This is a genomic window from Microbacterium meiriae, from assembly GCF_032364335.1.
GTDB lineage: Bacteria > Actinomycetota > Actinomycetes > Actinomycetales > Microbacteriaceae > Microbacterium > Microbacterium meiriae.
The window spans coordinates 1,756,929-1,776,214 of the sequence record NZ_CP133984.1 but is presented as its reverse complement, the minus strand read 5'-3'; the positions used below and the strand labels follow the sequence as shown (position 1 = coordinate 1,776,214).

Sequence of the window (19,286 nt, the reverse complement as noted above, 5' to 3'; positions counted from 1 at the left end):
GTGGACGACGCATCGATCATCCCGACCGTGATCATCTGGATCCTGGTGATCGCGGTCATCATCTTCGTGATCGTCACGATCGCGCGGGCGATCCGCATCATCCCGCAGGCGACCGCCGGCGTGGTGGAACGGCTCGGCCGGTATCACAAGACCCTCTCCCCCGGCCTCAACATCCTCGTGCCCTTCATCGACCGTCTGCGGCCGCTGATCGACATGCGCGAGCAGGTGGTCTCCTTCCCGCCGCAGCCCGTGATCACCGAGGACAACCTCGTCGTCTCCATCGACACGGTCGTCTACTTCCAGGTGACCGACGCCCGTGCCGCCACCTACGAGATCGCGAACTACCTCGGCGCCGTGGAGCAGCTCACGACCACGACGCTCCGCAACGTCGTCGGCGGTCTGAACCTCGAAGAGGCGCTCACGAGCCGCGACAACATCAACGGCCAGCTCCGCGTGGTCCTCGACGAGGCGACCGGCAAGTGGGGCATCCGCGTGGGCCGTGTCGAGCTCAAGGCGATCGACCCGCCCGTCTCGATCCAGGACTCGATGGAGAAGCAGATGCGCGCGGAGCGGGACCGCCGTGCAGCGATCCTGACCGCCGAGGGGACGAAGCAGTCCGCGATCCTCGAGGCGGAGGGCCTTCGTCAGGCGGAGATCCTCCGGGCCGAGGGCGACAAGCAGGCAGCGGTCCTTCGTGCCCAGGGCGAGGCGGAGGCGATCCAGAGCGTCTTCACCGCGATCCACCAGGGCGCTCCGGACGACAAGCTCCTCGCCTACCAGTACCTGCAGATGCTCCCGAAGATCAGCGAGAGCCCGTCCAGCAAGCTGTGGATCATCCCGAGCGAGCTGACCGAGGCGCTCAAGGGCATCGGCACCGCCTTCACCCCGAAGGCCGGGCCGGGTTCGACCACTCCCCCCGCTGGCGCGTGACCCACCCGTACTTCGTCAAGGCCGAGCAGCCCCGGATCCTGGCCCATCGCGGTCTCGTGACCGTCGAGGGGCGGGAGTCCGGGGTCTGGGAGAACACGGCGGCCGCCTTCGCCGCTGCTCACGCCGCCGGGGCCGAGTACATCGAGACGGACTGCCAGATCACCGCAGACGGCGACGTCGTGCTCTTCCACGATCACGACCTCCGGCGTCTGGTGGACGATCCGCGCCCTGTCCACGAGGTCCGGACAAGGGAGCTGAGCGCGCTCTTCGCGGAGCATGGTGGTCTGCTCACCGTGGCCGAGGCGCTCTCCGCGTTTCCGGAGACGCGCTTCAACATCGACGTGAAGACGCCGGCCGCTGCGGCTCCCCTGGGGCCCGTCCTGGCCGCGCACACGCACCGTGTCCTGGTCACCAGCTTCTCGGACGCCAACCGGCGCGCGACGGTGGAGGCCGTGCGACAGACCGGCACCGGGCTCCGGCCCGCCACCTCGGGCGGGAGCCGGACGATCGCGGCGCTCCGGACGCTGTCCGCGATGCGCCTCTCCCCCGGCCGGCTGCTGCGGGAGATCGATGCCGTGCAGATCCCGGAGCGCCACGGGGCGCTCACAGTGCTGACGCCGGCCCTCCTCCGCGCCGCCCACCGCGTCGGCACCGAGGTCCACGTGTGGACGGTGAACGAGGCGGAGGACATGCGCCGCCTCGTGGACGCCGGTGTGGACGGCGTCGTGACCGACCGCGCCGACCTCGCCGTCGCCACGCTGCGGACGGTCTGAGCGCCCTTTATCCTCCGGCGCTGGGATTCCGCTGTGAATACCGAGCAGAACGCCCCCACGTGGATGAAGCGCACAGGCTCGAACGTTATACCTGACAGCGACGAGAGGACCACACAATGGCAGATCGCAGCCTGCGCGGCATCCGACTCGGCGCCCAGAGCCTACAGAGCGAAGAGGGCGTCGTTTTCATGGAGCGCCGTGAGACCACCTACACCTGTGACACCTGCGGACACGACACCACGCTCATGTTCGCAGCCGATGCCGAACCGCCTCAGACCTGGGAGTGCCGTTCCTGCGGAGCGGAAGCCCGCCTGAAGGTAGACGGCGAGGCCGTCACCCTCGAGGTCACCGACGAGAAGGCCGCCCGCACCCACTGGGACATGCTCATGGAGCGTCGTACCCGTGCGGAACTGGAGGAGCTTCTCGAAGAGCGCCTCGCCTACATCCGGGCCCGGCGCGGTGCCGGCGAGGACCCCACCCGAGAGAAGATCGGCGCCTAGCGCCGACGGGCGCGCCACCACCCGAGACCGAGCGCACCCAGACCGCCCCAGAGCAGCACCTGCTGCAGCCAGGGGCCCAGGACGATTCCCGCCGTGAGGCCGGAGCGGAGTTCGACATCCTCGAGCATCGCTCCGGCCTTATCCGCGTCCAGGCTGGTGACCGTGCGCCCGTCCGGGAGGATGACCTGGCTCGTGCCGACCGTGGAGATGTTGACGACGCTCCGGCCCGTCTCGATGGCGCGCATCCGCGCGAAGGCGAGCTGCTGCAGATTCTCGTCCGTGCCGCGGAAGTCGGCGTTGTTCGTCTGGAAGACCAGGACCTCGGCGCCGTCGTACAGTCCCTCCGTGATCACGTCGTCGTAGATCACGTCGAAGCAGATCGCGAGCCCCACCCGGACGTCGTCGACCTCGACGATCGGCGGGTTGGTCCCCGGCGTGTACTCGCGCTGGATCAGCCCGATGAGGTCGGGGACGAGGGCATTGAAGAACGCACGATCCGGCACATACTCGCCGAAGGGCACGGGATGCCGCTTGTCGTGCTTCTGAGGCGCCGTGCCGTCCGGCAGCCACAGCATCGACGTGTTGTAGAAGAGGTTGCCCCGACCGGTGGCGGCATTGGCGAGCAGCGGCGCATCGATGCGGTTCGCCACGAGGGTCATCCGCCGCGCGATCGCGGAGTTCGCGAACGGATCCGTGTCCAGCCCGCCCTCCGGCCAGACGAGAAGATCGACGTCCTCGCCGTAGAGGGGCTCGGTCGCCTCCGTCTGCGCCTGGACGACGGCGAAGGGTTCGCGCTCGTCGAAGTAGCCGGTCGGCCCGTTCCCCTGCACCGCAGCGATGCGCATCGATCCGGACGGCGTGGTCGGGAAGAGCGGGGTGAAGAAGAGGATCAGGACCAGTGCGACCGGCGCGAGGAGCGTGACCGGCCGCCGCCACAGCCCCGTGCGGACGATCTCGATCACCATGGCGACGAGGAAGACCATGAGGAAGCTCAGCCCGCTCACACCCAGCCAGGACGAGATGGCGGCGAGCGGGCTCTCCGCCTGGCTCATCCCGAGACGAGCCCAGGGGAAGCCGCCGTATGGCCACCAGCCGAGGAACAGCTCCCTCCCTACCCACAGCGCCGCAACGATCGCCGGGAGGGTCAGCAGGCGACCCGCGGTGCCCGGCCAGGCCCGGGGCAGCCACCGGTAGGCAAGGGTCAGCGGGATCAGCGCCACGGCCGTGAGCGCGCCCTCGACCACGCTCAGGGCAGCCCAGGGCAGCGGCCCCAGATATCGAGACGTCCAGGACACGAGCAGGGCGAAGAACACGATGCCGTAGACCAGTCCCACGAGCAGTGCGCCACCGGCCCGTCGGCCGATCAGCGCGAGCAGCAGCAGCCCCGTGGCGGGGAAAGCCAGGATCCAGATCGCGGCTTCGGGAAACGCGAGGTCCATGAGCAGCGCAGCCAGGGCGGCGACGGGTACGGCGGCCCACAGGGGCAGGAGGGCGCGTCGGCCAACGGGAGCTTCGGTCATGCGGGTGGATCTCACATCGAGGAGTAGGCGACGATGCCACGGCGCACACCGTCGAGGGCTGCCCGGGCGGTGCGTGCGAGTGCGGCGTCCTCCGCGACGATGGACAGCTGATCGAGGAGGTCGATGGTCTGCTTCGCCCATCGCACGAAATCACCGGCCGCCATGTCCGCGTCGATGAGCACGCGATCGAGCATGCCGCCCCGCGCCCACGCGTGCATCGCACCCGCGAGCCCCGCGGCCAGCGGCTCGCTTCCCGGCAGCTGGTGGTCCTGCTCCAGGTCGTCGAGCTCGGCCCACAACGCGGTCGTCTTCTCGTATGCCGCTCGGAAGGCACCCCGCGGGAGGCCCCGCTCCCCCGCGTTGGCTTCGTCCCGACGCGGCTCATACACGAGGGAGCACGCCATCGCCGCGAGTGACGGGGCGTCCAGTCCCTTCCAGAGCCCCTGACGCAGCGACTCGGCCACGAGCAGATCGCGCTCACCGTAGATCCGCCGCATCGTGCGGCCGGCGTCGGTCAGGTGCATCCCGTCCTCGTCGCGACGGACATAGTCCAGCGTCTCCAGCACCTCGACGACACGGTCGAAGACGCGAGCCACCGTTCCCGTCCTGGTCTCGATCTGACGCCGCGTACGGTCGGTCTGCCGCTTGAGCTTCCAGTAGCGCTCGGCCCAGCGCGCGTGCTTCTCGCGGTCGGGGCACCGATGGCACGGGTGGCGCTGCATCCGCGTGCGGAGCGTCTGGATGCGCTTCATCCGCTTGTCCCGGGCGGCACGGGGAGCCTGGGTGTCCTGTCGATTCTTCTTCTCGAGATCGCTCAGCTCGCGGCGGATGGCGGCGTACTCCGGGAAGTCGCCGTGCTCGCACGCCATCGCCGACTGGTAGCCGGCCAGCGACTCCTCGGCCTCCCGCACCTGTCGGGCCAGCCCGACCACCGCGCGGTCGGCCTGGAACTGGGCGAACGACGACTCCAGGATCTGCCGCGCCCTGGCCTGCCCGAACAGATCGATCAGGTTGACGGCCATGTTGTACGTCGGCCGGAAGCTGGAGTTGAGCGGGTAGGTCCGCCGCGACGCGAGGGCGGCGACGGCCTGCGGGTCCATGCCCTCGGTCCACTGCACGACAGCGTGCCCCTCGACATCGATGCCGCGGCGCCCGGCGCGGCCCGTGAGCTGCGTGTATTCGCCGGAGGTGATCGCGACGCGCGCCTCTCCGTTGAACTTCTCCATCTTCTCCAGCACGACCGTGCGCGCCGGCATGTTGATGCCGAGGGCCAGCGTCTCGGTCGCGAAGACGACTTTGAGCAGTTTGCGCCGGAACAGCTCTTCGACGACCTCCTTGAAGGCCGGGAGGAGGCCGGCATGGTGGGCGGCCACGCCCCGTTCGAGGTTGTCCAGCCACTCCCAGTAGCCGAGCACCCCGAGATCCTCGTCCTGCAGCGTGCGGGTGCGTTCCTCGACGAGGGCCCGGATCTCCGCGCGTTCCTCCGACGAGGTCAGGCGCAGGCCGGAGCGCCGCACCTGCTGCACTGCAGCATCGCAGCCCACGCGGCTGAAGATGAAGAAGATGGCGGGAAGGAGATTCGACCGTTCCAGCAGCTCGACCACGTCAGGGCGGTCCATACGCTCGATCCGGTGCGCGTTCGCGGCGCGCACGGGGCGGCGGCCACCCCGGGGCGGTCGCGCGGCCTGGCGCCCGGCGTGGCGATTGCTGCGATACGACTGCGCCTGGCGGTTGCTCTCGTAGGTGGAACCCGTGAACGAACGGATGCGCATGAGCTCCTGGTTCACCTGGGCCGTGGCGATGCCCGCCCGGTCGTCGAAGAGCGGCAGCAGGTCGTCGCGTACGAGCACGTGCTGCTCCAGCGGCACCGGACGGATCTCGGAGACGATGACCTCGGTGTCTCCGCGCACGGTGTCGAGCCAGTCGCCGAACTCCTCGGCGTTCGACACGGTCGCGCTCAGCGAGACCAGCCGCACGCGGGGCGGGAGGTGGATGATGACCTCTTCCCACACGGCACCACGGAAGCGGTCGGCCAGATAGTGGACCTCGTCCATCACGACGTAGCGCAGGTCGCGCAGCGCCGCGGAGTCGGCATAGATCATGTTCCGCAGCACCTCGGTCGTCATGACCACGATGCGGGCGTTGCCGTTGATGTTCGTGTCGCCCGTCAGCAGACCGACGTCGTCCGCGCCGTAGACGTCGACGAGCTCACGGAACTTCTGATTCGAGAGCGCCTTCATCGGCGTGGTGTAGAAGGCTTTGTCCGTCGCGGTCTGCATCGCCAGGTGGATGGCGAACTCCCCCACGATCGTCTTCCCGGCACCCGTGGGGGCTGCCACGAGAACGCTGCGTCCGTTCTCCAGCGCGTGGCATCCGGCGAGCTGGAACGGGTCGAGCTGGAAGCGCTGGCGCAAGGCGAATGCTGCGGTCTCCGGGTGCGCCGCGCTCTCCTGCGCCTGCGCGTATCGCTCGGACGGCGAACTCATGGGGCGTCCGGGATGAGTCCGGCGGCGGTGTCCTGCTTGCGCTTGCGCCGGTCGAAGAGGAGGGAGAGCCCTGCCGCTGCGAAGAAGAGGACGATGAGGATGCCGGCCAGCATCAGCATGCTCACGACGTCCGCCGCGGGCGTGGCCAGTGCGGCGAAGATCGTCGCGATGAGGATGGCCACCCGCCACCCCTTCAGGATCGCTCGGCCCGACATCACCCCTGCGAGGTTGAGCGCGACGAGGAAGACGGGGAGGACGAACGAGATGCCGATGACGATCATCAGCTTGAACACGAAGTCGTAGTACTCCTGTGCGGAGTAGAAGTTGGTGCCGCCCTCCGGGGTGAAGCTCCACATGAGCTCGATGACGTGCGGCATGATCTGCACCCCGAGATAGCACCCCGCGAAGAACAGGGGCACCGCGGCGACGACGAAGCCGACCGTGTAGCGGATCTCCTTGCGGGTGAGACCGGGCATGATGAAAGCCCAGATCTGCCACAGCCAGACGGGTGCGGAGAGGAACAGGCCGATCGTGAGGGCGATGCGCATGCGCATGTCGAACGCGGACGTCACTGTCCCGAAGTTCAAGGCGCTGAAGTCATCACCGCGCTGTTCCGAGATGATGCGGATCGGACCGGTGATGAAGTGGATCACCGGATCCGCGATGAGGAACGCCACCACCATGCCGACGACGAGAGCGATCGCCGCGTACATGAGGCGCTTCCGCAGTTCGACGAGATGGGCTCCCAGCGACATCCGCCGATCTCGCTCCGCCGTCGGCGTCACGGCCGGTTCGATGGCTGCCACGGCCGTCAGGCGCGAGGCGGGGTCTCAGGGTCGGTGCCCGAGTCCTTCACCGTCGTGGGCTCCGCGGGTGCCGACTCGGCACGACTCGCGTCCTCTTCCTTCATGGCCTTCATCTCACCCTTGAAGACGCGGGCCGACTGGCCCATGCTCTTCGCGAGAGCCGGCAGCTTGGCAGCGCCGAAGAGAAGGAGGATAACGGCCAGCACGATGAGCAGGTGCCAGCCTTGCATTCCAGCGAACATATCGACAATCCCGTCGTAGGGGGGCTTTCCGCCCCAGTCTACAGATCAATCCTCGGCATCAGGCCGGTGGTAGAGCGCGAGTCCGGCGGCGGCCCACTCCCGTGTGGCAGCCCGTGCGATGCCCGGATCCGTGACCTCCATCGCGCCGCCGAAACGGGCCGCGAGCCGCTTGATGCTGCGAGGGTCCGCGAGGTGGAGGTGCGTCGTCACCATCCCATCACCCGTGCGGAGCGTCTCGGCGGACACGAAACCGCTGAGCAGCGGAGCAAGGCGCCCCGGGACACGGACGGTGACCTCCCGCTCCTCCTCCAGCCCCGCGAACGCCTCCGGCACCCGGTCGCCGCCGTGCGTGCTGGGGATGTCGGTGAGGGTGGGTGCGCTGACGCGGTCGAGGTGGAACGTGCGCATCGCCTCGCGCATATGGCACCAGCCCTGCAGGTACCACTGTCCGTTCGTGATGAGGATCTGCACCGGATCCACGGTGCGCGTGGTGGGCTCGGCGTCAGGGGCCTGGTAGGTGAACGAGACGGCCACCCCGTTCTGCAGGCCGCGGGCGACGACCTCACGCACCTCGTCCACCGCGGTCGGGGCGACGACGACATCAGCCGGCGCATCGGCGGCTCCCCGCGAGAGCTTCGAGATGAGGCCGGCGACGAGACCGGAGTCGGATACGGCCGGCACGGCGGCGACCATCTGCAGGCCGGCGAGCAGGGCCGCGGCCTCACGCGCCGTGAAGCGCGGGACGCGACGCAGGGCCACGTCGTTCGTGATCTCGATGACGTCCTCGAGATCGAGGAGATCCCAGTTGATGTCGAACATCTCCTGCGGCTGCTGCCAGTAGCCCGCCTCGCCGGGAAGGCCGATGACGGTCAGCTTCTCGACCATCGCCCGCATCTCCCGCGGGGTCACCCCGAACTCCTCGGCGGCCTCGGCGAGGGAGACCTGCCCGTGCTCGAGCAGGTACGGGACGAGCGTGAGATAAAGGCGTACACGCTCCGCCGCGAGGAGGGGCTTGGGTGCGGCGCTCATGTGGGCACCTCCACGTCTGTGTGGACCTCGACCACGGCGCGCAGACGACTGATCACCGCGTCCCGGAGCGGTGCGGGCTCCACCACGCGGACCTCGGGTCCATAAGAGGCGAGCTCATCGGCCAGGATGTGCAGATCGACGAAGGGCACGTGGATGCCCTGGGCGGCAGGCGTCGCCCGTCGGCCCAGGCGCAGTGCGGCTTCGGTTCCGGGTGTGACCTCCAGCAACGCCGAGTTCTCCGCGGCGACGCGCTCGAGACCGCTCAGCGCCCGCTCCCCCGCGCCCTCGCGGAGCGCGGGGTCGAACGTCGTGGCACTGACCACGACCTCGCCGACGATGCGGCTCAGCAGGAACGTCCGGTCCTCTTCGATGTCGACGTCGACGCCGTACACGTGCCAGCGCGCCTCGTAGTCCACCAGCGCGAGCGGGCGGATACGACGCCGACGAGGGGCGTCCTCTCCCGGCTTCAGATAGTCGAAGGTGACCACTCTGCGGCGTTCGATCGCGTCCTGGAGCGGGCCGAAGGCGGCATCGCGGGCGGTGATGCGCGGCGCGAAGCCGATGATCGGCTCGTCGCCGTCGATGCCGAGGGCGCGGATCTTCCGCACTCCGGACTGCGCGTCTCCCGAGACGGACTCCGCGCTCCAGACACTTCCCGCGAGGCGCAGGACAGCCAGCTCCGCCGGGGAGAACTCGATGTCTCCTGGTAGGTCGTATTCCGCCTGCGGGATGCGGTACCTGGCCTCGCGGAGGTCGTTCGGGTCCGCGGCGTCGCCGATCGTCTCGATCGGGACGCCGAGCGCACGGAGCTCGTCCTTGTCCCGTTCGAACATCTTCTCCAGGGCATCCGAGCGTGTCCCGGCATCCGCGCGCTGGCGATAGCCGGAGACGTTGTCGAGGATCTGCTGCTTGGTGAGCCCGATCTCCGTCGCCATCAGCGCCACGACGAGGTTCGTCAGGCGCTCTTCGGCAGGGATCCGGGCAGCCATCAGGGTGCGGAGACCGGGGACTCGCCGAGGATGTCGACCACGACGGCCATCGCGGAGGAGGTCTCGGTCTTGGGGAGCACGACGAGGACCTGGGAGCCGACGGGCTGCCCGACGAGCGCGTCAGCCACCGGCGCCGCGATCTGTCGGATGCCGTCGGTGGCGGACTGTCCCCAGGTGCTCTGCAGGACGGACTTGTCGTCCCAGCTCACCGCGGTGAAGTGGACGAGCGGCGTCTGGTCCGCGGTCAGCTTCTCGCCGTCTCCACGGATCAGCGTCTGGGCGACCTGCTCGTCCGGGGCGGCGCTGTCGGGGATGATGATGCCCGGGGTGCCGTCGTCGGCGCGCACGACGGTCGGCATCCCCTTCGCGTCGTTGAACTGCAGAGTGCCCTCTGCCTTCGGGAGGAAGGCGTCGACGACGTCGATGACGAACACCGCGATGTCGTCCTTGCCCATGCCGAAGCCGCTGAGGTTCGCCTCGCCGAAGTCTTCCGGGGTCAGACCCGCCACGATGCGGGTGCCGCCGGTCGCGCACTCCATGGCGTCGGCGAGCCCGGGAGACTGCGTGGCCCAGGAGCCGATCGTCGACGCGCGGGTGCTCTCCTCGTCGTACGTCGTCTGGAAGATCTGCTCGCCGGTCGCACCGTTGTAGATGGAGATCTGGGCGATGAGCGGCTGGGCGTCGTCGACGAGCGCATGACCGTCCCCCGTCACGACGTCGGCGTAGGACGTCTCCGTCAGGCGGACGGGCGCGAAGATCTCGACCTCCGGCTCGGACCCGACGTCGCCGGTGACGGTGACGGCACTGTCGATGCCGTTGGCGTGCCCGTCGCGATCGCACGAGGCGTCAGCAGACGATGCGGTCACGCTGCACCCCGTCAGGGCGAGGGCGGCGAGGCTGAGAGAGGCCAGAACGGCGGACGTTTTACGCACGCGCTCCAGTCTATTCCGTCGTGTGCTCGGATTCGCGCGATGCCGCGGCCAACCGCGCGCCTTCGGCCGCCTTCCCGGCCTCCCTGGCACGTTTGCGGAGGTTCTTGTCCGTGATCTCGCGATCACCCACCGCGCCCGGCGTCCACAGTTCGACGTCCTCGTCGCCGTAGCTGCTCTTCGAGGCGCGACGCTTCACCGACGGAGCCACGGCGCCGGGAGCGAGCCGGCGAGCCGTGAGCAGGAAGCCGGTGTGCGCGACCATGCGGTGGTCCGGCCGGACGGCGAGCCCCTCCACGTGCCAGCCGCGCACCATCGTCTCGGATGCCTCCGGGTCGGTGAAGAGGCCGGTGCCCCGGATGAACTCGGCAACGCGGGAGAGCTGTGTGGCAGTGGCGATGTAGCAGAGCACGACACCGCCGGGGGTCAGCGCGTCCGCGACCGCCTCGATGCACTCCCACGGCGCGAGCATGTCGAGGACGACGCGGTCGACGGTGCCGGGCTCGACTTCCTCGGGCAGCGCGGCGACGAGGTCTCCGACGACGACCCGCCAGGAGTCGGGGCGCTCCCCGAAGAAGGTCTCGACGTTCGCCTGGGCGACCTCGGCGAAATCCTCGCGGCGTTCGAAGGAGAGCAGGCGTCCGGCAGAGCCGACGGCTCGCAGCAGCGACAGTGACAGGGCGCCCGAACCGACTCCGGCCTCGACCACGGTGGCGCCGGGGAAGATGTCGGCCTGCATGACGATCTGCGCCGCGTCCTTCGGGTAGACGATCGCGGCACCGCGGGGCATCGACATCGCGAAGTCCCGCAGCAGCGGCCGCAGCGCCAGGTACTCGTGCCCGGAGCTGTTCGCAACGACCGAGCCATCGGGGAGCCCGATGAGGTCTCGGTGCCGGAGGACCCCGTGGTGCGTGTGCAGCTCGCCGTCTTCGCGGAGCGTCACGGTATGCAGGCGACCCTTCGGGCCGGTGAGCTGCACGCGGTCGCCCTCACGGAAGGGGCCGCTGGGGCGCGGGGCGGACGTGGTCGTCATCGGGTGGCCTCCGTGATCGCGGCGCGGGAGCCGAAGAGCTCCACGAGGTCGGCGGCACCACGGCCGTCGAGGGTCGGCCACAGCTCATGGGCACCGAGGCCGTCGAGCGGGACGATGTGGGGCACGCCGAGCGTCAGAGCGCCGGAGGCGAGGCCCGCGCGGAGACCGGTCGGGGAATCCTCGATGACCACGACCTCGGCGATGTCCACGTCGAGGAGCGCGGCGGCCTGGAGGTACGGCTCCGGGTGCGGCTTGGGGTTGTCGACGTCGTCTCCGGCGACGACGATGTCGAAGGCCTCGAACTCGATCAGCCCGACCACGTCGAGAGCCATCCGACGCAGCGACATCGTCACCAGCCCGGTCGGGATGCCGGCGGTACGGAGGTCACGGAGAAGCTCCTGGGCGCCGGGCCGGAAGGGCACGCCCTGGGCCCGCAGCGACTCCTGCACGGCACTCGTCAGGTGGGAGACGATCGCCTCCGGGGCCATGTCGACCCCCGCGCCCTGGAGGATGATCGCGCTGTCGATGAGGCCGCTGCCGACGAGCTGCAGGGCGTCCTCATGGGACCACCTGCCGCCGAACGACTCCACCAGCGCGGTCTCGGCCGCCATCCAATACGGCTCGGTGTCGACCAGTGTTCCATCCATGTCCCAGAGGACCGCGCGGGGCTTGTTGCTCACTGAACCCATGCTAGCCGGGCCCGCCCACATCCCCTCGACGCGGGCTAGCCTGGGGGGATCGAATCCTCGACCTCGAAGGGAGCACGGCATGGACGTTCTCGGTTCACGCATCATCATCGCCGCCTTCGATGGCTGGAACGACGCCGGTGAGGCCGCGACCGGAGCCGTCGGCGCGCTGCAGGCGGCGGGCGGCTACGACCTCGTGCACTCGGTCGATCCGGAGCTCTACTTCGACTACCAGTACACCCGCCCGGCGACCCAACTCGATGCCGAGGGACGCCGTCAGATGACGTGGCCCGAGGCCGGGCTGTGGCGCCCGCGTGATCCGGGCCCCGGCCCCGAGTTCTGGCTGCTCACCGGTGCCGAGCCCGCGCGCACCTGGCAGGCGTTCGCGTCCGAGTTCATCGACGTCGCCCTGCGCGACGACATCACCGGCTTCGTGACCCTCGGCGCCATGCTCTCCGACGTCCCGCACACCCGCCCGATCTCGATCTTCGCGTCGAGCCAGAACGAGCAGGTCCGCGAGGCACACGCCCTGGAGCGGTCGGTGTACGAGGGACCCGTCGGCATCCTCACCGTGCTCGAGCACTTCGCCGAGAACGCGGGGATCCCCTCCGTGAGCCTCTGGGCGAGCGTCCCGCACTACGTCGCCTCGGCCGCCCCGTCGCCGAAGGTCACCCTCGCGCTCCTCGACCGTCTCGAGGAGCTGACCGGTGTGGATGTGGATCGCCGGCACCTCCGCACGGAAGCCGCGGCCTGGGAGGCGTCTATCGATGCCGCCGCGTCCGAGGACGAGGACATGGCGGAGTACATCCGGCAGCTGGAGCGCACGCGCGACACGTGGGACTCCCCCGACGCCTCGGGAGACGCGATCGCCCAGGCCTTCGAGCGCTATCTGCGACGCCGCGACGACGGCCGCGGCGACCGCAAGCGCTGAACGGGGCTCGGCTCAGGCCGAGGCGGGGATGACGCCCATCGCGAGCAGCACGAGCAACACGCCGCCGAGCAGGATCCGGTAGATCACGAACGGCAGGAAGCTGCGCTTCGAGATCCAGTTCATGAAGAACGCGATCACGCCCAGTGCGACGACGAAGGCGACGCCCGTCGCGGCCACCGTGTCGCCGAGCGAGAAGAAGGACGGCTCGCCCCAGCTCTTGAACAGCTGGTAGAAGCCGCTGCCGAACACGGCAGGGATGGCGAGCAGGAAGGCGTACCGGGCGGCGGCGGCGCGCTCGTAGCCGAGGAAGAGACCCATGGTGATCGTGCCGCCGGACCGCGAGACGCCGGGGATGAGGGCGAGTGCCTGGGCGAGCCCGAAGGCGATGCCGTGCGGGTAGGTCAGGTCGTCGAGCTTCCGGCGCTTGGCCCCGACGTGATCGGCGATGCCCAGGAGGATGCCGAACACGATGAGCATGATCGCCACGATCCAGAGCGACCGGAAGACGGTCTCGATCTGATCCTGGAAGAGCAGCCCGAGCAGCACGATGGGGATGCTGCCGATGATGATGAGCCAGCCCATGCGCGCGTCCGGGTCGTTCCGGGGCACCTTCCCGGCGAGCGACCGGAACCACTGGGAGATGATGCGGACGATGTCCCGCCAGAAGAACACCACGACGGCGGCCTCCGTGCCGATCTGCGTGATGGCGGTGAAGGCCGCGCCCGGGTCCTCCCCGGAGGGCAGGAACGTCCCGACGACGCGCAGGTGGGCGCTGGAGGAGATCGGCAGGAACTCGGTGAGACCCTGGACGATTCCCAGGATCAGTGCTTCGAGCAGGTGCATGGAGAGGCCTTCGTCTTTCGGGACGGCACGGAGCGCGTGGACGCCGCTCAGTACGTGCGCAGCAGATCGGCCAGCACCCGCTGACCGAAGACAAGTGAGTCTACGGGCACCCGCTCGTCGACTCCGTGGAACATCCCGGTGAAGTCGAGATCGGCCGGCAGACGCAGCGGGGCGAAGCCGTAGCCTGTGATGCCGAGAGTGGCCAGCGCCTTGTTGTCGGTCCCGGCTCCCAGGAGATACGGGATGACCGGTACGCCGGGGTCGTGCCGACCCAGGGCTGCCACCATCGCGTCGACGAGCTCCCCCGCGAACGGCGTCTCCATGCCGATGTCGCGAACTACGGTCTCGATCCGGATGTCGTCGCCCACGATGCGCTGGAGCTCGGCGAGCACGTCGTCCTCGGTCCCGGGGATCACCCGGACGTCGATCAGCGCCTCGGCGCGCTCCGGGATGACGTTGTGCTTGTAGCCGGCGGTGAGGGCCGTCGGGTTGGTCGTCGTGCGGAACGTCGACCGCAGGAAGGCTTCTGCCGGACCGGCCGCGGCGGCGAGGGCGTCGGGGTCGTCGGCGCTCCGGCCGCTCAACGCACTCAGACCCTCGAGCAGCGCCTCCGTCGTCGGCGTGAGCCGGACCGGCCACCGCGTGCGGCCGATGGCGGCCACCGCTTCGGCGAGTTTCGTGACGGCGTTGTCCTCGTGCAGGCGACTGCCGTGTCCCGCCCGGCCGGTGGCGACGAGGCGGATCCAGATCAGGGCCTTCTCCCCCACCTGCAGCAGGTACGCCCGGCGGTCGTCCACGGAGATCGAGTAGCCGCCGACCTCGCTGATGGCCGCCGTCGCGCCGGCGAACCACTCCGGACGATCCTTCACGACGAGCGCGGAGCCCTCCACGCCGCCGTTCTCCTCATCGGCGAAGAAGGCCAGGATGAGATCACGCTCCGGCTGCTCCCCCGCGCGCAGGATGTCCGCCACGGCGGTGAGGATCATCGCGTCCATGTTCTTCATGTCGACCGCGCCGCGGCCCCACAGCATGCCGTCCTGCACCGTGCCGGCGAACGGATCCACCGTCCAGTCCTCGGCGACCGCGGGCACGACGTCCAGGTGGCCGTGCACGACGAGAGCCGGCTTGGTGCGATCGCGCCCCGGGACACGTGCCATGACGTTCGTGCGCCGCGGGATGGGCTCGTAGTACTCGACCTCGAGTCCCAGCTCCTCCAGGTACGCGCCGACGTACTCGGCGGCTTCCCGCTCCCCCTTCGCGTTGCCGCCGCCGTAGTTGGAGGTGTCGAAGCGGATGAGGTCGCTCGCGACGCGGGCGACCTCCGGCAGGGAGGATTCGGTCATGGACTCAGGCTATCGAAACCGCATGCCACGCCCGGGCGTCACGCTCGGTTCGAGACGCCTCCGAGAACGTGCTAATCTCATTCTTCGGTCGGCAACGATCAAATCCAACACCTGCGCGGGTGGCGGAATGGTAGACGCGCTAGCTTGAGGTGCTAGTGCCCGATAGGGCGTGGGGGTTCAAGTCCCCCTCCGCGCACAGAGAGCGAAGGCCCCGGATCCACGGATTCGGGGCCTTCGTCGTTTCCCGTGCGTCGCGGTGGGGCGCTGCGGTCCCGCACGCGGCGGGACCACAGCGCCGTCACACCGCGCCGACGCCGAAGAGCAGGCCCAGTGCGTAGGTCACCGCCGCCGCGCCGAACCCGATGGCGAGCTGCCGAAGGGCGCGACGGAGGGGCGGGCCACCGGAGAGCACGCCGACCATCGCTCCCGTGCTGAGCAGAGCGATGCCGACCAGCACGAGCGCGAGGACGATCGCCGCGGTGCCCTCCATGCCGAAGATCCACGGCAGCACGGGGATGATCGCGCCGGAGGCGAAGAGGAGGAAGCTGGAGATCGCGGCCGTCCAGTCGCTGCCGACGACCTCGTGGGCGTCCGCACCCTGGACGCTCACGGGCCCCGTGGCCGCCCGTCGGACACCCTCCTGCGCCGCCTGGACGATGCGGCGGGCCCTGGCCAGCGACTCGCCCTGGTCCATGCCGCGGGCGCGGTACACGAGCGCGAGCTCGTTCTCGTCGATGTCGAGGTCGGCGGCGGCCGCCGCCGCATCCTCGTTCGCCTCGGTCGCGGTGAGGAGTTCCCGCTGCGACCGCACCGACACGAACTCCCCCGCACCCATGGACAGCGCACCGGCGAGGAGCCCGGCGATGCCGCTGAACAGGACGAAGCCCGAGCTCACGCCGGTGGCGCCGATGCCGAGCACGAGCGCGAGGTTGCTGACCAGGCCGTCGTTCGCGCCGAAGACGGCAGCGCGGAAGGAACCGGAGAGGCGCCGACGCCCGCGTGCGGCGAGACCGCGGACGACCTCGTGGTGGACCTTCTCGTCTGCCCGCATGGCAGGGGTGGCCCAGCGCTCGGCGTCGTACGGAGAGCGGGCCTCGGCGCTCTGGGCGAGGGCGAGGACGAAGATCGAGCCGAAGCGTCCGGCCATCCACCCCAGGAGGCGCGAGCGGACCCCCGCCCGCGGCAGGCGGGTCGGTTCTCCGCCCAGCAGATCGAGCCAGTGCTTCTCATGCCGGCGCTCGGCCTCGGCGAGCCCGAGCAGGATCGCCCGCTCCTCCCCCGACCGGCGGGACGCGAGGCGCTGGTAGACGGCGCCCTCCGCCCGTTCCTCGACGAGATAGCGAGCCCAGCGCCGTCGATCGGCGGCCGTGGAATCGGCTGCGGCAGGGGCTGTCATGGAACCTCCAGGTGTCACCGTGCCCGGCGTCCGGGCAACCGTTCCACGCTATCCGCGCGGTGTCGCACAGGCCGCGTCCTGGCACGGATTGCCAGCATTTCGGGGATCCGAAGCAGCGACCGGACCTCGCTCAGGAGCGGACGCGTTTGCGCAGCACCTCGATGCGGGACTGCAGCTGCGTCACGGTCGCCTGCGCCACCGCCGGTCCGCCGCAGATGCGACGGAGTTCGGCATGCACAGCACCGTGCGGCTGGCCCGACTGCCGCGCGTAGAGGCCCACCAGGCTGTTCAGGAGCTGGCGCTGTTCGCGCAGGGTGCGATGCAGCGGCGCAGGGAGCGTCGTCGTCTGCGTCGGCTCTGCCTGGGCCTCCCTCACCTCGCGGTGCCGGGACTGCCGCGCCTGCCGCTGCATGAGGAGCTCGTGGACGTGCTCGGGTTCGAGGAGACCCGGGAAGCCGATGAACTCCTCCTCCTCCGGCGTGTTCGGCTCCGCGAGCTGGCCGAACTCCTTGCCGTCGAACACCATGCGATCGAAGTGGGCGACGGAGGAGATCGCCTGGTAGCTGAACTCCTGGGTCAGCGCGTCGGAGGCCTCGTCCTCACGGTTCGCGCTCTCCAGGAGTGAATCCTCGAGACCGTCGTCATCCTTGGACTGCCGATCCAGCGCGTGGTCGCGCTGCTTCTCCATCTCGTTCGCGAGCTTCATCAGCACGGGGACGTGCGGGAGGAAGACGCTCGCCGCCTCACCTCGACGACGGGCGCGGACGAAGCGACCGATGGCCTGGGCGAAGAACAGCGGAGTGGACGAGGAGGTCGCGTAGACGCCCACCGCGAGCCGCGGCACGTCGACGCCCTCCGACACCATGCGCACCGCGACCATCCACCGGGCGGTGCCTTCGGAGAACTTCTCGATCCGCTCGGAGGCGGTGGCGTCGTCGGACAGCACGATCGTCGGCTGCTCGCGCGTGATGCTGTGCAGGATCTTGGCGTAGGCCCTGGCGACGGTCTGATCCGTCGCCAGCACGAGTCCGCCGGCATCCGGGATGTGGTGTCTGATCTCGGTCAGACGGCGGTCGGCCGCCGAGAGCACCGCCGGCATCCAGTCGCCCTCGGGATCCAGCGCCGTGCGCCAGGCCTGCGACGTGACGTCCTTCGTGTTGTCCTGTCCCAGATGGGTCTCGAGCTCGTCGCCGGCACTCGTCCGCCACCGCATCTTCCCCGCGTACATGTGGAAGAGCACGGGGCGGACGACGCCGTCCGCGAGGGCACGCCCGTAGCCATAGGCGTAGTCGGTGCTGGAGACCCGCGCCCCCGACTCATCAGGGAGGTACTCCACGAAGGGGATCGGCGCCGTGTCGCTGCGGAACGGGGTCCCGGACAGCAACAGTCGACGCTTCGCCGGCCCGTAGGCGTCGCGGATCGCGTCACCCCAGCTCAGCGCGTCGCCGCCGTGGTGCACCTCATCGAGGATGACCAGGGTCTTCGCATCCTCCGTGAGGTGGCGGTGCACCGAGGACTTCGCCGCGACCTGCGCGTACGTGACCACGACGCCGTGATAGTGCCGCGCCGGTGCCCAGTCGCTGTTGCGGAAGCGCGGGTCGAGCCGGATGTGCACGCGGGCGGCGGCGTCGGCCCACTGGGTCTTGAGGTGCTCCGTCGGAGCCACGACGATGACCCGGTTCACCTCCCCCATGCGCATCAGCTCGACCGCGAGGGTGAGCGCGAAGGTGGTCTTGCCGGCGCCCGGTGTGGCGGCCACGAGGAAGTCGCGCTGGTCGGCCTGGAAGTACGCATCCAGAGCCTCCTGCTGCCATGCCCGCAGCTTGTTCGCCGTTCCCCACGGGGCGCGCTGAGGGAAGGACGGAGAGAGCATCGACTCCACGATAATCGCTCCCACCGACACCGGGGCATCCGCCGGGGCGCCGCGCGCGTCCTCCCTCGGGAGCGGCGGCACGGGTAGGCTCGGTCACTGCGCGGCGGTCACCACCGTGCGCGCACGCGTTGGCGAAGGAGAGTCGGATGAGCGATCAGGAATCGACCAGGACCCCGTACGTCGCGAACGAGACCCCGCACCCGTGGCGACGGTTCGTCGCGATCGGCGACTCGTTCACGGAGGGCATCGGCGACCCGGACCCGGCGGCCCCGGGTGGACACCGCGGCTGGGCCGACCGCGTCGCGGAGGTGCTCGCCCAGCAGGTGGACGACTTCGCCTACGCCAACCTCGCCGTCCGAGGGAAGCTCATCGCGCAGATCGTCGCCGATCAGATCGAACCCGCCGTCGCGCTCCGCCCCGACCTCATCTCGATCTGCGCCGGCGGCAACGACGTCATCCGCCCCGGCACCGACCCGGACGCCATCGCCGCGCAGCTCGAAGACGCGGTGGCACGGCTGTCCTCCACCGGTGCAGCGGTGATCCTCTTCACGGGCATCGACACCGGATTCACGCCGGTGTTCCGTCCGTTCCGCGGCAAGGTCGCGATCTACAACGAGAACATCCGCGCGATCGCGGAGCGGCACGACTGCATCGTCGCGGACCAGTGGGCGCTGAAGGTCGTGCAGGACGCACGCTTCTTCGACGATGACCGCCTGCACTACAACGCCCTCGGCCACCACGAGGTCGCGCGGATGGTGCTCCGCGCCCTCAACGTGCCGAACGACCTCGAGGCCATGCAGCCGGAACCGCTGCCGCTGCGTACCTGGCGTGCCGCCCGCGGCGAAGACCTCGGCTGGGCGCGGGAGCACCTCGTGCCGTGGGTGCTCCGCCGTCTGCGGCACCAGTCGTCGGGGGATCACATCGCGGCGAAGCGCCCAGAGCCCTCCCCGGTCATCTTCCCCGGCAAGGAGTGACAC

At 69.6% G+C, this 19,286-nt stretch carries 18 protein-coding genes and 1 tRNA gene; 6 read left to right on the top strand and 13 right to left on the bottom strand.

The window, feature by feature from the left end:
- The 3 genes from RI211_RS08515 to RI211_RS08505 all read left to right on the top strand — a co-directional run bounded on the left by RI211_RS08515 (position 1) and on the right by RI211_RS08505 (position 2,203).
- Entirely contained in the window at positions 1-930 is a 930-nt protein-coding gene (locus tag RI211_RS08515) for an SPFH domain-containing protein (RefSeq protein WP_187661466.1), read from the top strand.
- Entirely contained in the window at positions 927-1,703 is a 777-nt protein-coding gene (locus RI211_RS08510; RefSeq protein WP_315636876.1) for a glycerophosphodiester phosphodiesterase family protein, read from the top strand. Before RI211_RS08515 ends, RI211_RS08510 begins: the two co-directional genes overlap by 4 nt.
- Before the next feature lie 116 nt (positions 1,704-1,819).
- On the top strand, positions 1,820-2,203 hold the full coding sequence (locus RI211_RS08505; protein WP_025103442.1) for an RNA polymerase-binding protein RbpA: 384 nt from the start codon (positions 1,820-1,822) through the stop codon (positions 2,201-2,203).
- On the opposite strand, the gene lnt is transcribed toward RI211_RS08505, so the two are convergent.
- From lnt to RI211_RS08460, 9 genes are read right to left on the bottom strand one after another with little or no spacing between them, the layout of a single operon-like run.
- Positions 2,200-3,723, bottom strand: coding sequence for an apolipoprotein N-acyltransferase (lnt, locus tag RI211_RS08500; protein ID WP_315636877.1), 1,524 nt, complete (start codon positions 3,721-3,723; stop codon positions 2,200-2,202). The genes RI211_RS08505 and lnt overlap by 4 nt on opposite strands.
- 11 nt (positions 3,724-3,734) lie before the next feature.
- Positions 3,735-6,209, bottom strand: coding sequence for a DEAD/DEAH box helicase (locus tag RI211_RS08495; RefSeq protein ID WP_315636878.1), 2,475 nt, complete (start codon positions 6,207-6,209; stop codon positions 3,735-3,737).
- Positions 6,206-6,964, bottom strand: a complete 759-nt coding sequence (tatC, locus tag RI211_RS08490) for a twin-arginine translocase subunit TatC (RefSeq protein ID WP_259951710.1) — start codon at positions 6,962-6,964, stop codon at positions 6,206-6,208. Before tatC ends, RI211_RS08495 begins: the two co-directional genes overlap by 4 nt.
- A gap of 56 nt (positions 6,965-7,020) precedes the next feature.
- Positions 7,021-7,257, bottom strand: coding sequence for a Sec-independent protein translocase subunit TatA (gene tatA / locus RI211_RS08485; RefSeq protein WP_101845779.1), 237 nt, complete (start codon positions 7,255-7,257; stop codon positions 7,021-7,023).
- 45 nt (positions 7,258-7,302) lie between these two features.
- The gene (locus RI211_RS08480) at positions 7,303-8,286 is read right to left on the bottom strand and encodes a helix-turn-helix transcriptional regulator (protein ID WP_315636879.1); all 984 of its coding nucleotides are present in this window, start codon (positions 8,284-8,286) and stop codon (positions 7,303-7,305) included.
- A complete protein-coding gene (locus RI211_RS08475; protein WP_315636880.1) occupies positions 8,283-9,275 on the bottom strand; it encodes a helix-turn-helix transcriptional regulator in 993 nt (330 codons plus the stop codon). The genes RI211_RS08480 and RI211_RS08475 overlap by 4 nt, the downstream gene beginning before the upstream one ends.
- On the bottom strand, positions 9,275-10,207 hold the full coding sequence (locus tag RI211_RS08470) for an FKBP-type peptidyl-prolyl cis-trans isomerase (protein WP_315636881.1): 933 nt from the start codon (positions 10,205-10,207) through the stop codon (positions 9,275-9,277). Before RI211_RS08470 ends, RI211_RS08475 begins: the two co-directional genes overlap by 1 nt.
- A gap of 10 nt (positions 10,208-10,217) precedes the next feature.
- Positions 10,218-11,237: a tRNA (adenine-N1)-methyltransferase gene (locus tag RI211_RS08465; RefSeq protein WP_259951532.1), complete on the bottom strand. Its 1,020-nt coding sequence runs from the start codon at positions 11,235-11,237 to the stop codon at positions 10,218-10,220.
- Complete coding sequence (locus tag RI211_RS08460) at positions 11,234-11,917, bottom strand: HAD family hydrolase (protein WP_269474819.1); 684 nt, start codon at positions 11,915-11,917, stop codon at positions 11,234-11,236. The genes RI211_RS08465 and RI211_RS08460 overlap by 4 nt, the downstream gene beginning before the upstream one ends.
- Before the next feature lie 88 nt (positions 11,918-12,005).
- Between RI211_RS08460 and RI211_RS08455 the strand changes: the two genes are divergently transcribed.
- Positions 12,006-12,854 carry a PAC2 family protein gene (locus tag RI211_RS08455; RefSeq protein ID WP_315636882.1) on the top strand — a complete coding sequence of 283 codons (849 nt, stop codon included), beginning with the start codon at positions 12,006-12,008 and terminating at the stop codon, positions 12,852-12,854.
- Between the two features lie 12 nt (positions 12,855-12,866).
- On the opposite strand, the gene RI211_RS08450 is transcribed toward RI211_RS08455, so the two are convergent.
- Positions 12,867-13,697 (bottom strand): undecaprenyl-diphosphate phosphatase, encoded by an 831-nt coding sequence (locus RI211_RS08450; protein WP_136052801.1) that lies wholly within the window; start codon positions 13,695-13,697, stop codon positions 12,867-12,869.
- Between the two features lie 47 nt (positions 13,698-13,744).
- A complete protein-coding gene (locus tag RI211_RS08445; protein WP_315636883.1) occupies positions 13,745-15,040 on the bottom strand; it encodes a M20/M25/M40 family metallo-hydrolase in 1,296 nt (431 codons plus the stop codon).
- 113 nt (positions 15,041-15,153) lie between these two features.
- Here RI211_RS08445 and RI211_RS08440 point away from each other — a divergent pair.
- Positions 15,154-15,236: transfer RNA gene (locus tag RI211_RS08440), tRNA-Leu, on the top strand.
- Between the two features lie 102 nt (positions 15,237-15,338).
- Here RI211_RS08440 and RI211_RS08435 read toward each other — a convergent pair.
- Both RI211_RS08435 and RI211_RS08430 read right to left on the bottom strand, forming a co-directional pair.
- Positions 15,339-16,436: a VIT1/CCC1 transporter family protein gene (locus RI211_RS08435; protein ID WP_187664055.1), complete on the bottom strand. Its 1,098-nt coding sequence runs from the start codon at positions 16,434-16,436 to the stop codon at positions 15,339-15,341.
- A 130-nt stretch (positions 16,437-16,566) separates the two neighbouring features.
- Positions 16,567-18,309, bottom strand: a complete 1,743-nt coding sequence (locus RI211_RS08430) for a DEAD/DEAH box helicase (protein ID WP_187664054.1) — start codon at positions 18,307-18,309, stop codon at positions 16,567-16,569.
- Between the two features lie 146 nt (positions 18,310-18,455).
- Here RI211_RS08430 and RI211_RS08425 point away from each other — a divergent pair, with 146 nt between their 5' ends.
- Entirely contained in the window at positions 18,456-19,283 is an 828-nt protein-coding gene (locus RI211_RS08425; RefSeq protein WP_259951537.1) for an SGNH/GDSL hydrolase family protein, read from the top strand.
- The last annotated feature ends 3 nt before the right edge of the window (positions 19,284-19,286 follow it).